The sequence below is a fragment of the Bradyrhizobium sp. WBOS08 genome, assembly GCF_024585125.1.
Lineage (GTDB): Bacteria > Pseudomonadota > Alphaproteobacteria > Rhizobiales > Xanthobacteraceae > Bradyrhizobium > Bradyrhizobium japonicum_B.
In genome coordinates this window covers 2633876-2652196 of the sequence record NZ_CP028988.1, presented here as the reverse complement: position 1 = coordinate 2652196, position 18321 = coordinate 2633876, and the positions used below count along the sequence as shown (strand labels likewise).

General features: G+C 66.1%; 15 protein-coding genes. 6 read left to right on the top strand and 9 right to left on the bottom strand.

Annotated features, from left to right (window positions below; genetic code table 11):
• Nucleotides 1-81: 81 nt before the first annotated feature.
• Both DCM80_RS12580 and DCM80_RS12575 read right to left on the bottom strand, forming a co-directional pair.
• Nucleotides 82-1776, bottom strand: coding sequence for an AMP-binding protein (locus DCM80_RS12580; RefSeq protein WP_274069667.1), 1695 nt, complete (start codon nucleotides 1774-1776; stop codon nucleotides 82-84).
• A 199-nt stretch (nucleotides 1777-1975) separates the two neighbouring features.
• The gene (locus DCM80_RS12575) at nucleotides 1976-3172 is read right to left on the bottom strand and encodes a serine hydrolase (RefSeq protein ID WP_257197251.1); all 1197 of its coding nucleotides are present in this window, start codon (nucleotides 3170-3172) and stop codon (nucleotides 1976-1978) included.
• Between the two features lie 345 nt (nucleotides 3173-3517).
• Between DCM80_RS12575 and DCM80_RS12570 the strand changes: the two genes are divergently transcribed.
• The 3 genes from DCM80_RS12570 to DCM80_RS12560 all read left to right on the top strand — a co-directional run bounded on the left by DCM80_RS12570 (nucleotide 3518) and on the right by DCM80_RS12560 (nucleotide 6808).
• Nucleotides 3518-3838 carry a hypothetical protein gene (locus tag DCM80_RS12570; protein ID WP_027572396.1) on the top strand — a complete coding sequence of 107 codons (321 nt, stop codon included), beginning with the start codon at nucleotides 3518-3520 and terminating at the stop codon, nucleotides 3836-3838.
• Nucleotides 3839-4121: 283 nt separating this feature from the next.
• Complete coding sequence (locus DCM80_RS12565; protein ID WP_257197250.1) at nucleotides 4122-5615, top strand: NAD-dependent succinate-semialdehyde dehydrogenase; 1494 nt, start codon at nucleotides 4122-4124, stop codon at nucleotides 5613-5615.
• Between the two features lie 107 nt (nucleotides 5616-5722).
• Nucleotides 5723-6808 carry an SbmA/BacA-like family transporter gene (locus DCM80_RS12560; protein WP_257197249.1) on the top strand — a complete coding sequence of 362 codons (1086 nt, stop codon included), beginning with the start codon at nucleotides 5723-5725 and terminating at the stop codon, nucleotides 6806-6808.
• 88 nt (nucleotides 6809-6896) lie between these two features.
• Here DCM80_RS12560 and DCM80_RS12555 read toward each other — a convergent pair whose 3' ends face one another.
• Entirely contained in the window at nucleotides 6897-7811 is a 915-nt protein-coding gene (locus DCM80_RS12555) for a phosphoribosylaminoimidazolesuccinocarboxamide synthase (RefSeq protein WP_257178970.1), read from the bottom strand.
• 78 nt (nucleotides 7812-7889) lie between these two features.
• Nucleotides 7890-8807: a pirin family protein gene (locus DCM80_RS12550; protein WP_257197248.1), complete on the bottom strand. Its 918-nt coding sequence runs from the start codon at nucleotides 8805-8807 to the stop codon at nucleotides 7890-7892.
• A 157-nt stretch (nucleotides 8808-8964) separates the two neighbouring features.
• On the opposite strand from DCM80_RS12550, the gene DCM80_RS12545 reads away from it, so the two are divergent.
• Both DCM80_RS12545 and DCM80_RS12540 read left to right on the top strand, forming a co-directional pair.
• Nucleotides 8965-10044 carry a helix-turn-helix domain-containing protein gene (locus tag DCM80_RS12545; protein ID WP_257197247.1) on the top strand — a complete coding sequence of 360 codons (1080 nt, stop codon included), beginning with the start codon at nucleotides 8965-8967 and terminating at the stop codon, nucleotides 10042-10044.
• A 129-nt stretch (nucleotides 10045-10173) separates the two neighbouring features.
• Nucleotides 10174-11601 carry a serine hydrolase gene (locus DCM80_RS12540; RefSeq protein WP_257197246.1) on the top strand — a complete coding sequence of 476 codons (1428 nt, stop codon included), beginning with the start codon at nucleotides 10174-10176 and terminating at the stop codon, nucleotides 11599-11601.
• Nucleotides 11602-11786: 185 nt separating this feature from the next.
• On the opposite strand, the gene DCM80_RS12535 is transcribed toward DCM80_RS12540, so the two are convergent.
• Nucleotides 11787-13154 carry an MmgE/PrpD family protein gene (locus DCM80_RS12535; RefSeq protein ID WP_257197245.1) on the bottom strand — a complete coding sequence of 456 codons (1368 nt, stop codon included), beginning with the start codon at nucleotides 13152-13154 and terminating at the stop codon, nucleotides 11787-11789.
• A 119-nt stretch (nucleotides 13155-13273) separates the two neighbouring features.
• Between DCM80_RS12535 and DCM80_RS12530 the strand changes: the two genes are divergently transcribed.
• On the top strand, nucleotides 13274-14389 hold the full coding sequence (locus DCM80_RS12530) for an aromatic acid exporter family protein (RefSeq protein ID WP_257197244.1): 1116 nt from the start codon (nucleotides 13274-13276) through the stop codon (nucleotides 14387-14389).
• 5 nt (nucleotides 14390-14394) lie between these two features.
• Here the strand turns inward: DCM80_RS12530 and DCM80_RS12525 are convergent, their stop codons facing one another.
• The 4 genes from DCM80_RS12525 to DCM80_RS12510 form a co-directional block, all read right to left on the bottom strand.
• Nucleotides 14395-15705 (bottom strand): SMI1/KNR4 family protein, encoded by a 1311-nt coding sequence (locus tag DCM80_RS12525; RefSeq protein WP_257197243.1) that lies wholly within the window; start codon nucleotides 15703-15705, stop codon nucleotides 14395-14397.
• 66 nt (nucleotides 15706-15771) lie between these two features.
• A complete protein-coding gene (locus tag DCM80_RS12520) occupies nucleotides 15772-16428 on the bottom strand; it encodes a 2-hydroxychromene-2-carboxylate isomerase (RefSeq protein ID WP_257197242.1) in 657 nt (218 codons plus the stop codon).
• Nucleotides 16412-16912, bottom strand: coding sequence for a DUF2867 domain-containing protein (locus DCM80_RS12515; protein ID WP_257197241.1), 501 nt, complete (start codon nucleotides 16910-16912; stop codon nucleotides 16412-16414). Before DCM80_RS12515 ends, DCM80_RS12520 begins: the two co-directional genes overlap by 17 nt.
• Nucleotides 16909-18303, bottom strand: coding sequence for an MATE family efflux transporter (locus DCM80_RS12510; RefSeq protein ID WP_257178961.1), 1395 nt, complete (start codon nucleotides 18301-18303; stop codon nucleotides 16909-16911). Before DCM80_RS12510 ends, DCM80_RS12515 begins: the two co-directional genes overlap by 4 nt.
• Nucleotides 18304-18321 lie beyond the last annotated feature (18 nt).

The window sequence follows — 18321 nt, the reverse complement described above, 5'->3', positions numbered from 1 at the left end:
TCGATCGAGAAGCCGCGGCGTACTGGATTCCCCGCCTGCGCGGGGAATGACAGCCATCGTGTAGGGAGAGCACTCAACCCCTCACGCCGTCTTCGCCGCCTTTAGCCCCAGCCGCTGCTCCACCGCATCGCGCATCACGAATTTCTGGATCTTGCCCGTCACGGTCATCGGAAACTCGTCGACGAACTCGACGTAGCGCGGGATCTTGTTGTGGGCGATCTGGCCGTCGCAGAAGGCGCGCACCTCTTCGGCGGTCAGCGTCTCGCCCGGCCTGACGCGGATCCAGGCGCAGAGCTCCTCGCCGTAACGGGTGTCCGCGACGCCAAAGATCTGCACGTCCTGGATCTTGGGGTGGCGGTACAGAAACTCCTCGATCTCGCGCGGATAAAGGTTCTCGCCGCCGCGGATCACCAGATCCTTGATGCGGCCCACGATGTTGCAATAGCCGGCGGAGTCGATGGTGGCGAGATCGCCGGTGTGCATCCAGCCATTGGCGTCGAGCACGTCGGCGGTCTTTTCCTTCTCCTCCCAATAACCGAGCATGACGCTGTAGCCGCGGGTGCAGAGCTCGCCGCGTTCGCCCCGCTTGACGATCCGGCCTTCGAGGTCGACGACCTTGACCTCGACATGCGGGTGAATGCGGCCGACGGTGGAGACGCGCCGCTCGAGCGGATCGTCGGTTGCGCTCTGGAAGCTGACCGGGCTGGTCTCGGTCATGCCATAGGCGATGGTGACCTCACGCATGTTCATCTCGGTGTTGACGCGCTTCATCACCTCGATCGGGCAGGGCGCGCCGGCCATGATGCCGGTGCGCAGCGACTTCAAATCGAATGTCTTGAACTCGGGGTGGTCGAGCTCGGCGATGAACATGGTCGGCACGCCGTACAGCGCGGTGCATTTCTCCTGTTCGACCGCGCGCAGCGTCGCGAGCGGATCGAAGCCCTCGCCCGGGTAGACCATGGTTGCGCCGAGCGTGACCGAGGCGAGGTTGCCCATCACCATGCCGAAGCAATGATAGAGCGGCACCGGAATGCAGATGCGGTCCTGTTCGGTCAGGCGCATGGCGCGTCCGGTGAAATAGCCGTTGTTGAGGATGTTGTGGTGGGTCAGCGTGACGCCCTTCGGCGATCCCGTGGTACCGCTGGTGAACTGGATGTTGACGGGGTCGTCGAATTGCAGGACAGCGCCGAGCTGGGCAAGCCGTTTGCGATGCGCGGCCCGGCCCATCCCCGCGATCTCGTCGAACGGGATCGTGCCTGACGCCGCCGGGCCGCCGATCTGGATCACCATCCGCAGCGCCGGCAATCGCGCCGCCCGCAAGTGTCCGGGCGTGGCACCCGCCAGCTCCGGCAGCAGCGTGTTGAGCATCTCCATGTAATTGCTGGTCTTGAACGCGGTGGCGGTGACGATCGCCGCGCAGCCGACCTTCTTCAGCGCGAATTCCAGCTCGCTGAGGCGGTAGGCCGGATTGATCGTCACCAGGATCAGGCCGGCCTTGGCTGCGGCGAACTGGGTCAGCGTCCATTCCGGCCGGTTCAGCGACCAGATGCCGATCCGCATCCCGCGTTCGAGCCCCAGCGCGAGAAAGCCCGCGGCGAGCGCGTCGACCCGCTCGGCGAATTCTCTCCAGGTCCATCTAACGCCGTGGCTGGGCGAGACCAGCGCCTCGCGATTGCCCCAGCGCCGGACCGCACGGTCGAGGCTGCGACCGATGGTGTCGCCGAGCAGCGGCGTGTCCGAGATGCCGCAAACGTAACTGTCCGCTTGGTCAGTCAAGTCGTCCATCAAATCTAAACCCCCTCGTCAAAAATAGTCGGCGCGGCACCCTCGGTCGTCATACCCGGGCTTGTCCCGCCTGCGCGGCCGAAGCCGCTTCGGCGCGGCGAAGGCCCGGGCATCCACGTTCTACGTGTCGTGGGGCGAGGCGTGGATGGCCGGGACAAGCCCGGCCATGACGGGTGGTGAGAGCCCTCACTCACGCCGCCTTCTGCCCGCTTCCGGCAGCATCGAGCCCGGCATAGACGCCGCGCTCGAATCCCGCGAACGCCTCCAGGCATTTCGCATCGGCGAACGGGAGCAACTGCATCAGGATCACGCCGGTGACGTCGCGGGCAGGATCGATCCAGTAATAGGTGTTGGCAAGGCCCGCCCAGGCGAGGCTGCCGGCGCTGCGGCCTTCGGCGGTCTTGGCGGTGTTGATCATGAAGCTGAGGCCCCACTTCTTCACCTGCTCCGGGTAGAGATCGACGTCGTTGGTGTACATCGGCGCCGCCGTGGTCATCTTGCCCATGGCGAGATCGCCGATGTGGTTCTGCCCCATCGTCGCGACGGTTTCGGCCTTCAGCACCTGGTTCCCGTTGCCGCGTCCCTTGTTGAGGATCATCTGGGTGAACTTGATGTAGTCCGCCGCGGTCGAGTACAGGCCGCCGCCACCCATGTGGAATTCCGGCTCCTGCTCGAGCTCGAACGGAATCGATGCCAGCTGGCCGTCCTCGCCGCGCGCATGCATGCCGACGAGGCGCTTGCGCATGCTCTCGGTGATCTTGAACGCCGTGTCGCTCATGCCGAGCGGGTTGAACAGATTGTCGCGCAAATAGGCGTCCAGCCGCTTGCCGCTGACGGCTTCCACCGCCTTGCCGACGAAATCGATGTTGGTGCCGTACTCCCAGCGCGTGCCGGGGTCGGTCATGACAGGGGTCTTCAGCGCCGCGTTCTGGCAGGTGGTGATGGCGGGAATGCCGTGCTTGTCCAGATAGACCGCGAGATCGCCGTTCCACATATTGTAGCAGAAGCCGGCGGTGTGGGTCATGAGCTGGCGCAGCGTGATCGGCCCCTTGGCCGCCCGCAGCTTCGCCTCGCCCTTGGCATCGAAGCCTTCAAGCACTTGCGGATTGGCAAGATCGGGCAATACCTCACCGATTGGCGCATCCAGGGACAGCTTGCCCTGCTCGACCAGCTGCATCGCGCCCGCTGTCGTCACCGCCTTCGTCATCGAGGCGATCCAGAACACGCTGTCGGCGGTCATCGGATCGGGCTTGGACAGATCGCGCTTTCCGAACGCGCCCTGATACAGCACGTCGTTACCGCTGGCGGCGATGGCGACGACGCCAGGGATCTCCTTGGCCTCGCTTTTCTGACGCAGGATCTCATCGATCTCAGCTTTGCTTTGCATGGCGTTTCCTCGGGTTTGATTATTGTTGGAAGCGATCAATTGTCCTCCCGGATGTCCGGCGCGGCAAGCGCATCTGTGGACCGGCACCGGTCGCGATGTCGTGACTTGACGATCTTGATCTAGCGCAGGACGACAACGCGGCTGAGCGCCTACGCTCTTTTGCAATCTGCGGTGGATCGACGTGCCTCGCTTCACCTTGGATGGGTTTCACGCGATGGCTTCGCGGTTCTCGAGCCCTTGAAACATTTCGTGAGCTGCCGCGTTCAGCACTCGGCCCGATCGACGAGCCGATAAGACTTGATGCAAATGTTGCCGGCCGTGGATGGGCGGCGAGGGGGACCTTAGATGATTTCGACCTGGAGCGAATGGAAGCGCTATCCCCGTCCCGGACGGGGCGAGAACCTGGAGGCGCCGATTTCGCCTGGGATCTACGAGGTCCGCGTAGCCGGCACCGGCGCACTCTACTCCTTCGGGGCGGTGGACAATCTGGCGCAGGCGCTGGCGCTGCTGCCGGTTGGCTCGAAGTCATGGTTCGGCCGCCGCGACACGTCTCATGTCCCGGATCTCGAATACCGGACCTGCGCGACGTCCACGAAGGCCGACGCCAAGGCGGCCGCGGAGCGCATGATCGGCCGCCGTGAGACTTATATGAGCGGCGCGGCGTAACCGCTGACAGTATCTGCTTCCGCGTTCGCGGTGGCCACCTCTCCCATCGGGAGAGGTCGCGCCGCAGGCGCGGGTGAGGGGTTACGCTCTCTCGTGGGACCACACCCCCTCACCCGATTTGCTGCGCAAATCGAACTCTCCCCTCGGGAGAGGTGAAGAACCAGCCGCTCCCGACTTGGCTATCAGCAGATGTGCGTTACGGGGCGGTGCATTCGGTACCGCTTGCCCCTATATTCCGGGCCGATCCGATCGCCCCAAGTCCGATTGCCTAAGGGAGTACGCCATGACACCGACCGCCGCCGCACGCGCCCCGCAAGCCACCGCCACCCTGCGCGACCGGCTGAAGGACCCCTCGCTCCTGAAGGAGGCCTGCTACATCGACGGGGCCTGGGTCGGCACGCCGGTGTTCGCCGTCAACAATCCCGCGACCGGTGTCGAGCTGGCAAAGGTCCCGCAGCTCGGTGCGGACGAGACCACCAGGGCGGTCGAAGCCGCTCAGCGCGCGTTTCCGGCCTGGGCCAAGCACACCGCCAAACAGCGCTCCAACATCCTGCGCAAATGGTTCGAGCTGATCATCGCCAACCGCGAGGACCTCGCGCTGATCCTCACCTCGGAGCAGGGCAAGCCGCTCTCGGAGGCGCTTGGTGAGGTCGATATCGGCGCTGCCTATATTGAATTCTTCGCCGAGGAAGCGAGGCGCGTCTATGGCGAGACCATTCCGAGCCAGCGGCCCGATGCGCGGCTGCTCGCGATCAAGCAGCCGATCGGCGTCTGCGGCGCCATCACCCCGTGGAATTTCCCGAACTCGATGATCACGCGCAAGGTGTCCCCGGCGCTCGCGGCCGGTTGCACCGTGGTGCTCAAGCCCGCCAACGAGACGCCGCTGTCGGCGCTGGCGCTCGCGGTGCTGGCCGAGAAGGCCGGCATCCCCAAGGGCGTGCTCAACATCGTCACCGGTGACGCGCCGCCGATCGGCAAGGTGCTGTGCGAGCATCCGGCGGTGCGCTTCGTCGGCTTCACCGGCTCGACCGCGGTCGGCAAGATCCTCTACCAGCAGGCCTCAGTCGGCGTGAAGCGGCTTGGCCTCGAGCTCGGCGGCAACGCGCCCTTCGTGGTGTTCGACGACGCCGACATCGACGCCGCGGTCGAGGGCGCCATCGTCTCGAAATATCGCAACATGGGCCAGACCTGCGTCTGCGCCAACCGCATCTACGCCCAGGACAAGATCTACGACGAGTTCGTGAAGAAGCTGTCGGCAAAGGTCGCGGCGATGAAAGTCGGCGACGGCACCGAGAGCGGCGTCACGCAAGGCCCGCTGATCAACATGAAGGCGATCGACAAGGTTGAGCGCCACATCGCCGACGCCGTCAAGCGCGGTGCCAAGGTCGTGACCGGCGGCAAGCGCAGCGAGCTCGGCCGCTCGTTCTTCGAGCCGACCGTGCTGGCCGACGTCAAGCCGGATTCGCTGGTGTCGCAGGAGGAGACCTTCGGTCCGCTCGCGCCGGTGATCCGCTTCAAGGACGAGGCCGACGTCATCGCGATGTGCAACGCCTCGCCGTTCGGCCTGGCCTCGTATTTCTACTCCCGCGATATCGGCCGCGTCTGGCGCGTCGCCGAAGCGCTGGAATCGGGCATGGTCGGCGTCAACACCGGCCTGATCACCACCGAGGTCGCGCCGTTCGGCGGCGTCAAGGAAAGCGGCCTCGGCCGTGAGGGCTCGCGTCACGGCATGGAAGAATATGTCGAGATCAAATACGTGATGATGGCGGGGGTGTAGCCGCCAGCATCGCTTGACGCAGGTCAAACGGCTTCGGGCAAGACCGCCTAATTTGGCGCGTGCGGCACCATAGGGGTGGCGCGCGCGCAGGATTTGCGGCTCAGCTCATGCTGATGAGTACCTCTTTAGCCCGGGGTGAAAAGCAACTTCTCGGCCGCTTCTGGCAGAGCGCCTCGGGATACTGGCGCGGACCAACCGCCTGGACAGCGTGGCTCTTGGTGGTCGCGTTGATCGTCAACGTCGTCCTGCAACTCCTGACGCAGTACGGGTTGAACTTCTGGAACCGGGATTTCTTCAACGCCATCGGCCGGAAGGATCAGGCTGAGCTGCTGTACCAGGCAGTTCGGTTTGTGCCGCTGGCCGCGGCGAGCATCGCTTTGACCGTGTTCTCGGTGTGGGCGCGGATGACCCTGCAGCGTTCGTGGCGCGAGTGGCTGAGCAATTGCCTCTATAGCGACTGGCTGACGGACGATCGTGGTCCGGGGCGCAGCGCCATCGAGGGACATCACGAGGCGCCGGAATATCGCATTGCCGAAGACGCCAGGGTTGCGACCGACCTCCCGATCGATCTGGTCACCGGCCTGCTTCAATCGGTGCTTACGATCGCAACCTTCGTCGGGTTGCTATGGTCGGTCGGTGGCAGCCTCGAGATTGCGTTCGACGGCATCGCCTTTGCGATTCCCGGTTACCTCGTCCTCGCGGTGATCGCGTATTCCGCGCTGCTGGCGATCGGCATCTGGCTGACAGCCGGGCGGCTGACCCGGGTCATCGAGGAGAACAAGCGCATGGAAGCCGAGTTGCGGGCGATCGGAACCCATGTGCGCGAGACCCGCGAAGGCAAGGTGGTGCCGGAGGCCGGCATAAATAGCCGCCACGCCGTCGGCGCCGCCTTGAAAGCCGTGATTGCGATCTGGCGGATCTACTGCTGGCAATTGATGCGGATGACGTTGGTCACTTATTCGGGTCTGCTGGTGACGCCGGTGGTCGGCCTGCTGCTTTGCCTGCCCAAGTACCTCGACGACACCATGACGCTCGGCGAAGTGGTTCAGGCGTCGGCAGCATTCGTCGTTGTCCAGACCGCCTTCAACTGGTTCACGGACAATTATGCCAAGCTCGCGGAATGGACGGCGTCCGCCAACCGGGTTGCCGAGTTGCTACTGGCTCTGGATGCCGATCGCACGCCCCGGCGCTGAGGCCGGTCATCGATCGATCCTTGCCCAACACACCGTGTCGTCGGACGCTTGAGACCACGCGCGTTGCGCCGCGACGGCTGCGTGAAAGCTAAATCTTCAGCTCCGTTCCGGTCACGCGCCGATACGCTTCCAGATATCGCTTGCTGGTCGCTTCCACCACGCTTGCCGGCAGCGGCGGCGGCGGAGCGTCGCCGTTCCAGCGGCCGGCGCGGCGCTCGACGTCGAGATAGTCGCGCAAGGGCTGCTTGTCGAAGCTCGCCTGCGGCTGGCCGGGCTTGTAGGAATCGACCGCCCAGAAGCGCGACGAATCCGGCGTCATGACTTCGTCGATCAGGATGATGCGGCCGTCCTTGTCGCGGCCGAACTCGAACTTGGTGTCGGCGATGATGATGCCCTGCTCGCGCGCCAGCTCCTCGCCGAGCGTGTAGATCGCGCGCGTCATGCTCTCCAGCGTGTAGGCGTCCTCGTCACCGACGACCGCGCGCATCTTTGCGATGGTGATGTTCTCGTCATGGCCGGTCTCGGCCTTGGTCGCCGGGCTGAAGATCGCCGGCTCCAGCTTTTCGCTCTCGACCAGGCCGGCCTTGAGCTTCTCGCCGGCGAGCGTGCCTGAGGCCGCGTACTCCTTCCAGGCCGAGCCCGAGAGATAACCGCGGATCACGCATTCGATCGGGAATACGGTGGTGCGCTTGCACAGCATGGCGCGGCCGAGGATCTCGGCGCGGTGCGATTTCAACGCCGGCACGGCCGCGATGATCTCGTCGGTGTCCGCGCTGATCATGTGATGCGGCACCACGCCTTCGAGCTCGTTGAACCAGAACGCGCTGATCTGCGTCAGCACTGCGCCCTTCATCGGGATGGTCTCGCCCATCACCACGTCGAAGGCGCTGATGCGGTCGGTGGTGACGAGCAGCAGTCGGTCGTCGTCGACGGCGTAGATATCGCGCACCTTGCCGCGTCCGATCTTGGTCAGGGGCAGGTCGCTGGAGAGCATGGTGGTCATCGGTAAAGCTTTCGCGGACAAGGCCTTCAGGCAGAGCATCCGGCCGCACCTGATGGCGCGGCCGGAAACCGGATTAGCCTATTCCGGCAGCGGAATGAACTCATGTTCCTGCGGAACTGCGGCGAAACGGCCGGTTTTCCAGTCCTGCTTGGCCTGCTCGATCCGCTCCTTGCTGGAGGAGACGAAATTCCACCAGATATGGCGCGGCCCCTCCAGCGCATCGCCGCCGAGAAACATCATCCGCGTCGCCTTCAGCGCCTTCACGGTGATGCGGTCGCCGGGCCGGAAGATCAGGAGCCGCGGCCCCTCATAGCGCTCGTTCGCGATCTCGACCTCGCCCTCCACCACGTAAATCGCGCGCTCCTCATGATCAGGATCGAGCGGCACGGTGGCGCCCGCGACTGCCGTGACCTCGGTGTAGAACCACGGGGAGACCATCGATACCGGCGAGGCAATGCCGAAGGCGGAGCCCGCGATCACGCGTGCGGTGAAATCGCGCTCGGAGATCATCGGCAGATCGCCCGCGCCGTAATGCTGGAACGAGGGCGCGATCTCCTCCGACCCGGTCGGCAGCGCGATCCAGCTCTGCAGGCCCAGCATCTGCTGGCCCGAGGCGCGCTGCGCATCCGGCGTGCGCTCGGAATGCGCGATGCCGCGTCCGGCCGTCATCAGGTTCATCGCCCCCGGCGCGATCTCCTGGACATTGCCCTCACTGTCGCGATGCATGATCGCGCCGTCGAACAGGTAAGTGACGGTGGCAAGCCCGATATGCGGATGCGGTCGCACGTCCATGCCCTTGCCGGAGACGAACTGCACCGGCCCGAAATGGTCGAAGAAGATGAACGGGCCGACCATCTGCCGCTTGCCGTGCGGCAGCGCGCGCCGGACCGCGAAGCCGTCGCCGAGATCGCGCGTGCGCGGCACGATGACGAGATCGAGCGCGTCGCAGGACATGGGATCGCCGAGCACGGGATCGTTCGAGGGCTGCCAGCTCATGAGGGACTCCTTTTGGTCTTGTTGTGCCGATCGTAGCAGGATTCTGTGGTGCCGTCGCGGCGAACGCCGCTAACCCAGATGGACGGTTGGTCCTTGAAAAAGCCGGCGCAACAAAGGATGTTCGGATGCTTCCAACCGCGACTGATCGCAGCAGCCGATGACCCTTGCCGCAACAGAGCTCGCCTTTCGCGCCGCCAGCGTCGCGCTGCTGCTGGTTCTGGTGGCGTCGTTGCTCTCCGGCTTCCGCCACGTGCTGGCGGCTCGCCTTGGCGCGGCCTTCGCGCTCGGCTCGGCCGCGCATGCGGCGAGCTATTCGGTCGGCGTCACGTCGCTGATTCCCGCCTGGCACGCGCCGCTGATCGCGCTGTCGACCGGCAACATCGTGGTGTTCTGGTTGTTCACGCGCGCGCTGTTCGACGATGAATTTCGCCTGCGCAGGTGGCACGGATCGGTGTGGGCGCTGGTGACGGCCTTCAGCTTCGCGGGCTGCGTCTGGATCGCGCCGGGCGGCCACGCGCGGTTTTCCGTGACGATCGTCAATCTGATCGTGCTCGGCTTCATCGCGCTTGCGATCGGGCAGACGATTGCCTCGTGGCCGGCTGATTTGGTCGAGCGCCGCCGGCGCGTTCGCATCTTCATCGTCTGCGCAGCCGCGCTCTATGGCGGGTTGAATGCGGTTCTCCAGATCGCCGTCGCCGGCAGCGACGTCGGCGCTGTCGCCGATGCGATCAATACGGGCGTGCTTGCCGGCGTCATCGCGGCCATTGCCGCTACGATGTTGCGCGTCGATGGCGCCGATCTGTTTCAGGCGTCGGTGGCCGCGCCGGCGGTTCTGGCCCAGCCCGCACCGGTCGACGAATCCGCCGACCAGAGGCTGATCGATGCCCTGATGCGGCTGATGGCGGACGAGCGGATCTATCGCCAGGAGAACATCACGATCGGCGTGCTGGCAGGCCGGCTGAAGATTCCGGAATACCGGTTGCGCCGGCTGATCAATCAGCGCCTCGGCTATCGCAACTTCAATGTGTTCCTGAACAATCACCGCATCGAGGAGGCCAAGGCGGCGCTCGCCGATCCCGCCCAGGCCGAGGTCCCCGTCATCACCATCGCCATGGACGCCGGCTTCCAGTCGCTCGGCCCGTTCAACCGCGCCTTCAAGGCGGTCACGGGCGTGACGCCGACCGAGTATCGGCGGCTGAAGGCCGGCGTTGCGCCGGGCATTGCCGTAGCACCTTGAAATAACAGCGCTATTCCGGAATCGGCCAGCTCTTGTCCAATTCCGAGCAGGCCGCTTTCCAAATCCGGCGAGCCCTTCGCCGCCTGCTCCTGCTTCCTCCCGGCACGCATCCTAAGCCAGAGAGAGCCAGTGACCCGCCGCCGCAACATCGTCCTCCTCGCCGCCACCATCGCCTGCGCCGGCCTCGCGCTCGGAGTCGCGCGGGCCCGTGACGTCCCGAAGATCGCCACCGGCTTCGTCGCCGACGTCCTGTGCGCGGAGACGTTCGTCTCCGGCCTCGATCCGCGGCGCAACTTTGCCGAGACCAATGACGCGATGCCCGGGACCGGGCTGATCACATGGGCGATGGACACCCGGGTCGACCGCGTTCGCAAGGATGTCACGGTGACGTTGTTCGGCATCGGCCGCAGCCGTGCCGTCTATCGCGAAGGGCTGGGCTGCACGCTCGACCATGGCGCGGGAATCGTCCCCGTCGACCCGCCCGCGACCGACAGGCAGCCCGCACTGCTGCCCGAGATCGCCGGCCCCGCGATCGTGCCGCCGCAAAGCCCCGCGCTTGCCGCTGCGCTCGACCGCGCTTTCGCCGAGCCGGCGCAGCCGCCCTATCGGCGCACCCGTGCGGTGGTCGTGATGAGGTCGGGCCGCATCGTCGCGGAGCGTTATGCCGACGGCATTGGACCGGAGACGCCGCTGCTCGGCTTCTCCATGACGAAATCGGTGGTCTCGGCCCTGATCGGCGTGCTGGTGCGCCAGGGCAAGCTGAAGCTCGACGGACCCGCGCCGGTCGCGGCCTGGAAGGATCCTGATGATCCGCGTCATGCCATCACCGTCGATCAGCTGCTGCGTCACACCGCCGGCCTTGCACTTGGCAGCTCGCTGCAGGCCTCGCTCGGCTCGGCCTTCGAGCCGGTCAACCGGATGAAGTTCATGGAATCGGACATGGCGGCCTATGCCGAGAGCATCCCGCTTGCTACCGCGCCCGGTGCGGCGTGGAACTATCACGACGGCAACATGCTGGTCCTCTCGCATCTGATCCGCGATGCGGCCGGCGGCACGGCGGAAGGCGCGCTCCGCTTTGCGCGCCGCGAGTTGTTCGCCCCGCTCGGCATGGGCCATGTCACGCTGCAGCTCGATGGCTCGGGCACGATCGAAGGGTCGAGCGAGATGCTCGCATCCGCGCGCGACTGGGCGCGCTTCGGCCAGCTTTATCTCAATGACGGCCTCGCCGGCGGCAAACGCATCCTGCCGGAGGGTTGGGTGAAATATTCGGCGACGGCGACGCCAAATGCCTGGGTCGGCATCGGCGCCGGCTTCTGGACCAACCAGGGCGACAGCTTTGGCGCGAACTTCCGCGTCGCCCATGGCTGGCCGCGCGATGCCTTCTTTGCCAAGGGCACGATCGGGCAATACACCATCGTGATCCCGTCAGAGCAGCTGGTGATCGTGCGGCTCGGCCGCTCGCCGAATGGGCCGCCGGAAGCGGACGGCGTGTTCGATCTCGTGCGCGATGTGGTGGCGGCGATGCGCGAGAAAGGGAAGCTGGCGGGCGTGGATTGAGCCGCGAGCTCCTCTTCCTTCTCCCCTTGTGGGAGAAGGTGGCGCGAAGCGCCGGATGAGGGGTTCTCTTCGCGCATTCAAACGAGAGTGGGACTCGCGGAGAGAACCCCTCACCCGGCTGCGCTTCGCGCATCCACCCTCTCCCACAAGGGGCGAGGGTGCACCGCCATCGCGGCGATAGTTTACTACCTTCCCAATTCCGTCGCCTGCGCGACGCGGTCGAACCGCTCCAGCGTCATGATCGCGTCCGCAAACTTCTCCGCGCGCGCGTTCAGCACCGGGCGCGCCAGCGTCAGGAACTTCTGCTGCATCGCCGCCGCATCCGGGAACGAGGTTGGCTCGCCCGAGGGATCGGCATAGAGCCGCTCGTGCACGCCGTCATCGGTGGTGATGCTGACGCGGGCGCCGAACGGATGGGTGCGGCCGATCTCGAGCCGGTCGTCCTGCACCACGTCGAACTTGTCGGCGAGGGCGTCGATCGCGGCATCGCCCAGGCGATTGTAGTCGTCCCAGCCGAACGAGCCCTGGTCGAGCGCGAGCGCGCCGGTGAAGAACATCGAGAACTGGCCGCCGACGATCGAGCGCGGATGCCGCTTGGTGGCGGCATCGCCGGTCAGCGTGATGCCGTTGCGATGCAGGCCGATCTCGACGCGCTTGACCTGGTCCGGCGTCAGATTGTGCTCGCGGCGCATCGCGATCAGCGCGTCGATCGCCGCATGGGTGTAGCGGCAGCTCGGATAAGGTTTGACACCGATCTTCATGGTTTCGTAGCTCTTGCCGAGCTCGGCGACCGCCTTGTCGGGATGCGCGTCGTCGGTGTAGCCGGCGAGCAGGCCGTGCTTGCCTTCGACCGATTCCGTCGCGCCGACGAAATCGTTGCGCGCCAGCGTCGCGGCGATCACGCCGTTCATCGCGGCGGCGCCGACCTGGTAGCGCTTGTTCCAGGCGCCGTTGACCAGGAATTGCAGCGAGCCCGCCGCCTGGCTGCCGGAGACGCCGAAGGCTGAAATGAGCTGCTGCTCGGACAGGCCGAACAGCTTGCCGGCCGCCGCGGCCGCGCCGTAGGTGCCGGCGGTCGCCGTCGGGTGGAAGCCGCGCGCGTAATGCGAGGTCGGGTCGAGCGCGTTGCCGAGCCGGCAGCAGACCTCATAGCCCGCCACGATCGCGGTCAGCACGTCGCGGCCCGAGGCGCCGACCATCTCGCCGACGGCGAAGGCGGCCGGGATCACCGGCGCGCTCGGATGCAGCGAGGAATCGGCGTGGGTGTCGTCGAAATCGAGGGAATGGCCGAGCGCGCCGTTGAGCAGCGCCGCGACCGCCGGCGTCCAGGTCTTGGCATCGCCGAACACGGTGGATTCGCCCTTGGTGTCGAGCGCCAGCGCTTCCAGCATCTTCAGCATCGACGGGGTCGATTCGGCCTCGCGCCGTGCCCGGATCGCGCTGCCGAGGAAGTCCAGCGTCAGCACTTTGGCGCGCTCCAGCACCTCCGCCGGAATATCCTGGTATTTCAGATTGAAGACATAGGCGGCGAGCGTTGCGGTTTCGTGAGCCATCGTGTTTCCTCGTTTTGGCGCGCAAGTTAGGCGGGCTGATTTGGCCTTTCAAGCGGCCTTGCGGCCGCGGGCATCAGCCATGCTTTTGCCCGGCCTCGAGCGGATCGGGACTTCAGACGATGACATTCGCAAAGGAGCTGCTTGACCGGATCAGGTCGCGGCGAACGCAACTGGGGCTCGCGATCCGGGTCACGGTCGCGGCGACCGCGGCCTATGCGCTCGCCACCGCGCTGCATCTGATGCTGCCGCTTTGGGCGGTCCTGACCGCGCTGATCGTGACCCAGATGAGCGTCGGCCGCTCGCTGAAGGCGACGCGCGATTACATGCTCGGCACCATCGGCGGCGCGATCTATGGCGGCGCCATCGCGATCCTGATCCCCTATTCCGGCGAAGCGGGGCTGTTGGGCCTCCTGGTGCTGTCGGTCGCCCCGCTCGCCTTCATCGCCGCGATCAATCCGAGCCTCAGCGCGGCCACGGTGACGGCCGTGATCGTGCTGCTGGTCCCGACCATGCATCATTCCGATCCGATGGCGTCGGCGATCGACCGCGTCAGCGAGGTCGGTGTCGGCGCGGTCACGGGATTGCTGGTGTCGTTCCTGGTGCTGCCCTCGCGTGCGGTGCGCCAGATTCGCGCCGCGGCGGCACAATTGCTCGAGCTGATTGCGGACGCCTTCACCGAGCTGCTCGCGGGTCTCACCCGCGGCCGCGACAATGACGCGCTGCACCGGATCCAGGACGGCATCGGCACCGCGATGGTCGGCATGAATGCGATCGGCGCTGAGGCCGAACGCGAGCGCGCCGCGCTTCTGTCGAGCGGGCCCGACACCGGCCCGCTGTTGCGCACCGTCCTGCGCCTGCGCCATGACGTCGTGATGATCGGCCGCGCCACCGTGGTGCCGCTGCCGGTCGAGGTGCAGATGCGCCTTGCTGCTCCGCTGACGGAGGTGTCGACCGCGATCGCCCGCTTCTTGCGTTCGGCAGCCAGCGCCTTGCGGGAAGGCGCCGGCGCGCCGCCGATCCATCCCGTCCACGTCGCGCTCCAGCATTATTCCGACGCGGTTGCCGCCGTGCGCCAGGACGGGCTGATTCGCGGCCATGCGAGCGACACCGCCGAGCGCTTCTTCGCGCTCGGCTTCTCGCTGGAGCAGATGCACCAGAATCTCTGCGACCTCGACCGCGTCGTCGGCGAATGGTCGGAGGCGGCGAGCAACAAGTCGGTGCGTGTGGCGGAATAGAGTCTTCAGAGATCGAAGAACGCGAGCTGGGCCGCATCGCGCTGCTCGATTCCATCCGTCAGCCTCCTGAGCGCGACGTCGAAGCTGGGCTGCTTCTGATCCAGCTCCCACGCGCCGTCATGGTCCCACTGAAAACACTGACCATAGCCCGCGCCGGGCTCGACATGGAGCAGCAGGCAGCGGCTGAGCTGTGACGGTTCGGCAACCGGCACCAGATGCTTCAGCGAGACGCCAAACTCCTTTCGGAAATAGGCGCAGGCCTCTTCCAGCTCGTCGTCGGAATGCGCGATGAAGTCGAGGACATTGCGAAGCTGCGTTGCCAGCTCGCCCGGTGCGTAGAAGCGGAGCTCGGAGGACGCTTCGGGCAGTCGCACCAAGAGCTCGGTCTCGCCGCGCGTCAGCAGGAAATTGCGATAGTCGTCGGGCAGGCGGGCACCAAGCGCCTGCTCCGCCGCGCTCACATCGGCTTCGCTCGCCCGCGTGCCCGGCTTCCAGCGCCAGCCCTTTTCGGACGTTCCCGCCTTGCGCCGGGCCGCGTATTCCTCATAGCCCGGAAACGCCATGATGTCCTCATAGCCGCCGAAGCGCGACCATTGATAGGCGTCATCGAACGCTTCCTCCCGCCGCTCGGGGAAATAGCCGCAGAGCAGCTCGGCGCGCTTGAGGAAGCGGTCGTGGTTCGGGGCGTTCTTGCAGAGATGCTCGATCGTCTTCAACGAGGCCTCGGGATCGTCGGCGGCGAGATAGGCGTCGCTCAACAATTCCAGGATACGCCCTTCGAGATCGTTCTCGTAGAGCGACCACGCATAGTGGGGCTGTCCCGCAGCCCGACGAGCGCGTATCGTGTCGCGCGCCTGTTCGGCAAAACGCACCGCCAGGGCCGGGTGGTCTTCGGCGTAATCGCGGCGAGCAGCGTGCCAGAGATAGAGCGGCTCTCGCTCGGCCGGCGAGCCCTTGAGCGCCTCGATCTGCTTTGCCTGCTCGGTCATCGGCGCGCTGAGCGCCAGGATCATCAGCTCGTCCAGCCCTTTCTGCCAGTCCGGCTTGGCCTTCGGATCGGGGCCGAGGTCGCGCAGCGAATGCTTGGTATGATCCGTCTCGACATAGCCGCCCGCGACGAGCTCGGCGACATGCCGGCGGAATGCCGCGGCGGCGTCGGAGATCTCGCCAAATTCCTCGCGCAAATATTGATCCTCGCCGGGCTCGCCCTCCCAGTTCATGCGGACGCCCATCACCATGGGCTCGCTGCCCGGGATCAGCATCAACTCGCGGTCGTCGTCGCCGGGCGCGCGATGGAAGAACTTTGCCAGATACATGCGACCTCCGAACGCGCCGCCGGTATCGGGGCGCCATGTCTCAGTCGCCGGATCGGAGAAACCGGTTCAGGCCTGACGCTTCGTCAGGCCTCTCGCCGCCATGCGCCAGACCAGCAGATCGATGCGGTCCTGGCCGAAGAACGGCTCGTTCTCGAACACGAAGGTCGGCACGCCCCAATGGCCGGAGGCGGCATGGTCCCTCTCGTTCGCCGCGATCACCTGCTCGTAGCGATCCGGATCCGCGGTGATCGCGGCATCCATCGCGGCGAGATCGAAGCCGGCCTTCCCGGCCGCGCGTGCGAGATGGTCGCCCTCGTTCCATCCGGCGACCGAACCGTCCCACAGCACGCGCGCGATCGCATCGGTGAATGCGAGCCCGCGTCCCTCGAGCTGCGCCATGGCGCCGAGCCGGGTCAGGCGGTGGATGTAGGGCTGCTCGGCCGCGACATCGAACGTCGTCTTGTCCTGCACGATCGGATCGGGCCGGGGAAAGCGGAACGGAATGCCCTCGTGCTGCGCCACGCGTGTGCTGTCGAGCACGACATAGCGAATGAAATTCGGGCTGGCCTTCTTGAAGAAGCCGGGCACGCGCACCGCGAGCGGGTAGACCGGCCGCAGGTTCACCGCGAGATCGTAGTCCTCCACGAGCTTGAGCGTCTTCGGCAGCGCCAGGTAGCTGAACGGACTGCGGAAGGAGAAGAAAAGATCAACTGACAGGGTCATCGGCCCGCTCCACGATCCGTCCCATCATGCCGCGGACGACCAGCTTGTGGAAGGGCGTGATGAGCCTGAGGTAGGTCCGTCCGAGGAGGTTGTTGGTCCGCACCAGCGTGGTCGAGGTTACCTCGCGGTCCGCGGCATCGCCTGAAACGTCGACCACGATGCGGAAGTCGAGATGATAGTCGTCGAAGCCCGCGACCAGGCGCTCGGGCGTCTCGTCGATCACCGGAAACAGCCCGATCAGGCCGTGCGGCGCCGGGGCGCCTTCGCCCGATGTCTTCAGCCCGAACGGCGTCACCAGGATGTTGCGCAGGCGCAGCAGCGTGTCGATCCAGCTCGGACCGTGCAGCACCATCCGAGTGCAGGCCTCGCGGGCATCGATCGCGGTCGCCCCGATCTGCACGCGGAACGCGTCGATGAACTGTGCGCCGGCCAGCAGCGCATTGGCATCGACTTCGGGAGGCACTTCGCGGACTGTTGCCATCATCCCGCCAATCTGCGCGTCAGCATCCGGAAGCGCAAGATCAGCAGCCCGGCATAGACGAAGGTCCCCACCGAGAACCCGACCCAGACGCCAACGGCGCCCAGGCCGGTGTGGAAGGCAAGAATCCAGCCGACGGGAAAGGCGACGCACCAATAGCCGATCACCGCGAACACCAGCGTCATCCTGGTGTCGTTGATGCCGCGCAGCGCGCCGCCCACGATGGTCTGGAGGCCGTCGGCGATGAAGAAGGTCGCGCCGACCACCAGCAGCGTCGCTGTCAGCTCGACGGTCGCTGCGCTCGCCCCGCTGCTGCCGAAAAACAGTCGGCCCAGTTCGTAGCGACCGAGGATGATCGCGACGGTCAGGGCCGAGACGAGAGCTGCTCCAAGCACGCCCGCGGCGAGCCCTGCGCGCCTCACCGCGGCCGGATCATTGCGGCCGAAGGCATGGCCGACCCGCACCGTCGCCGCCATGCCGATGCCGAGCGGCACCATGAACAGCACGGCCGTGACCTGGAGCGCGATCTGGTGCGCGGCAATCGCGGTGGTCGAGATCAGTCCCATCAGCAGCGCCGCCGAGGAAAACAGGCCGTACTCCATCAGCAGTGAGAACGAGATCGGCGCGCCGATCGCAATCAGCTGGCGCATCAACGGCCAGTCGATCCGCCACAGATGGGCGAGCGGATGATAGTCCGCAAATGGCTTCCGCCACGCGGCAATCGCGAGCACGGCGGCGAAAGTGCCGAGGTTGACGATCGTGGTCGCAAGTCCCGCCCCGAACAGGCCGAGCTCGGGCAGGCCGAACAGGCCGTGGATCAGGGCGTAGACCAGCAGGGCATTGACCGGGATCGCCGCGACCGTGATCCACAGCGGCGGCTGCGGCCGGTTCACCGCGCTCATCATGCTGCGCAGCGCGATGAATCCGAGCGCCGGTGCGATGCCCCAGGCGAGGCCGTTGAGATAGCGCTGCGCCAGCGCGGCCGATTGCGGCACTTGACCGAGCGCGAGCAGGATCTGCTCGCCGTAGAGCGGCGAAGCCATCATCGGCAGCGAGATCAGGAATGCGACCCACAATCCGACGCGCAAGGAGCGCCGGATCAGCCTGACGTCACCGGCGCCGAAGGCCTGCGCCGCCAGCGGCGACACCGCCGACATCAGGCCGAGCCCGAAGGTGAAGCTGACGAAATAGACCGTGTGCGCCAGCGCCGCCGCCGCCACCGCATCCTCGCCGAGCCGCCCGATCAGCGCGAGATCGGTCGTGATCATCGCGATCTGCCCGAGCTGCGTCAGCATCAGCGGCACGGCCAGGCGCAGCGTCTCGACGAATTCCTGAGCGAGATGGTTCGGCGGCACGCCGGCTTGCGGCTGCGCTTGATGTTGCACGGTGTCGAGCATGACCGCTCATAGCACGGC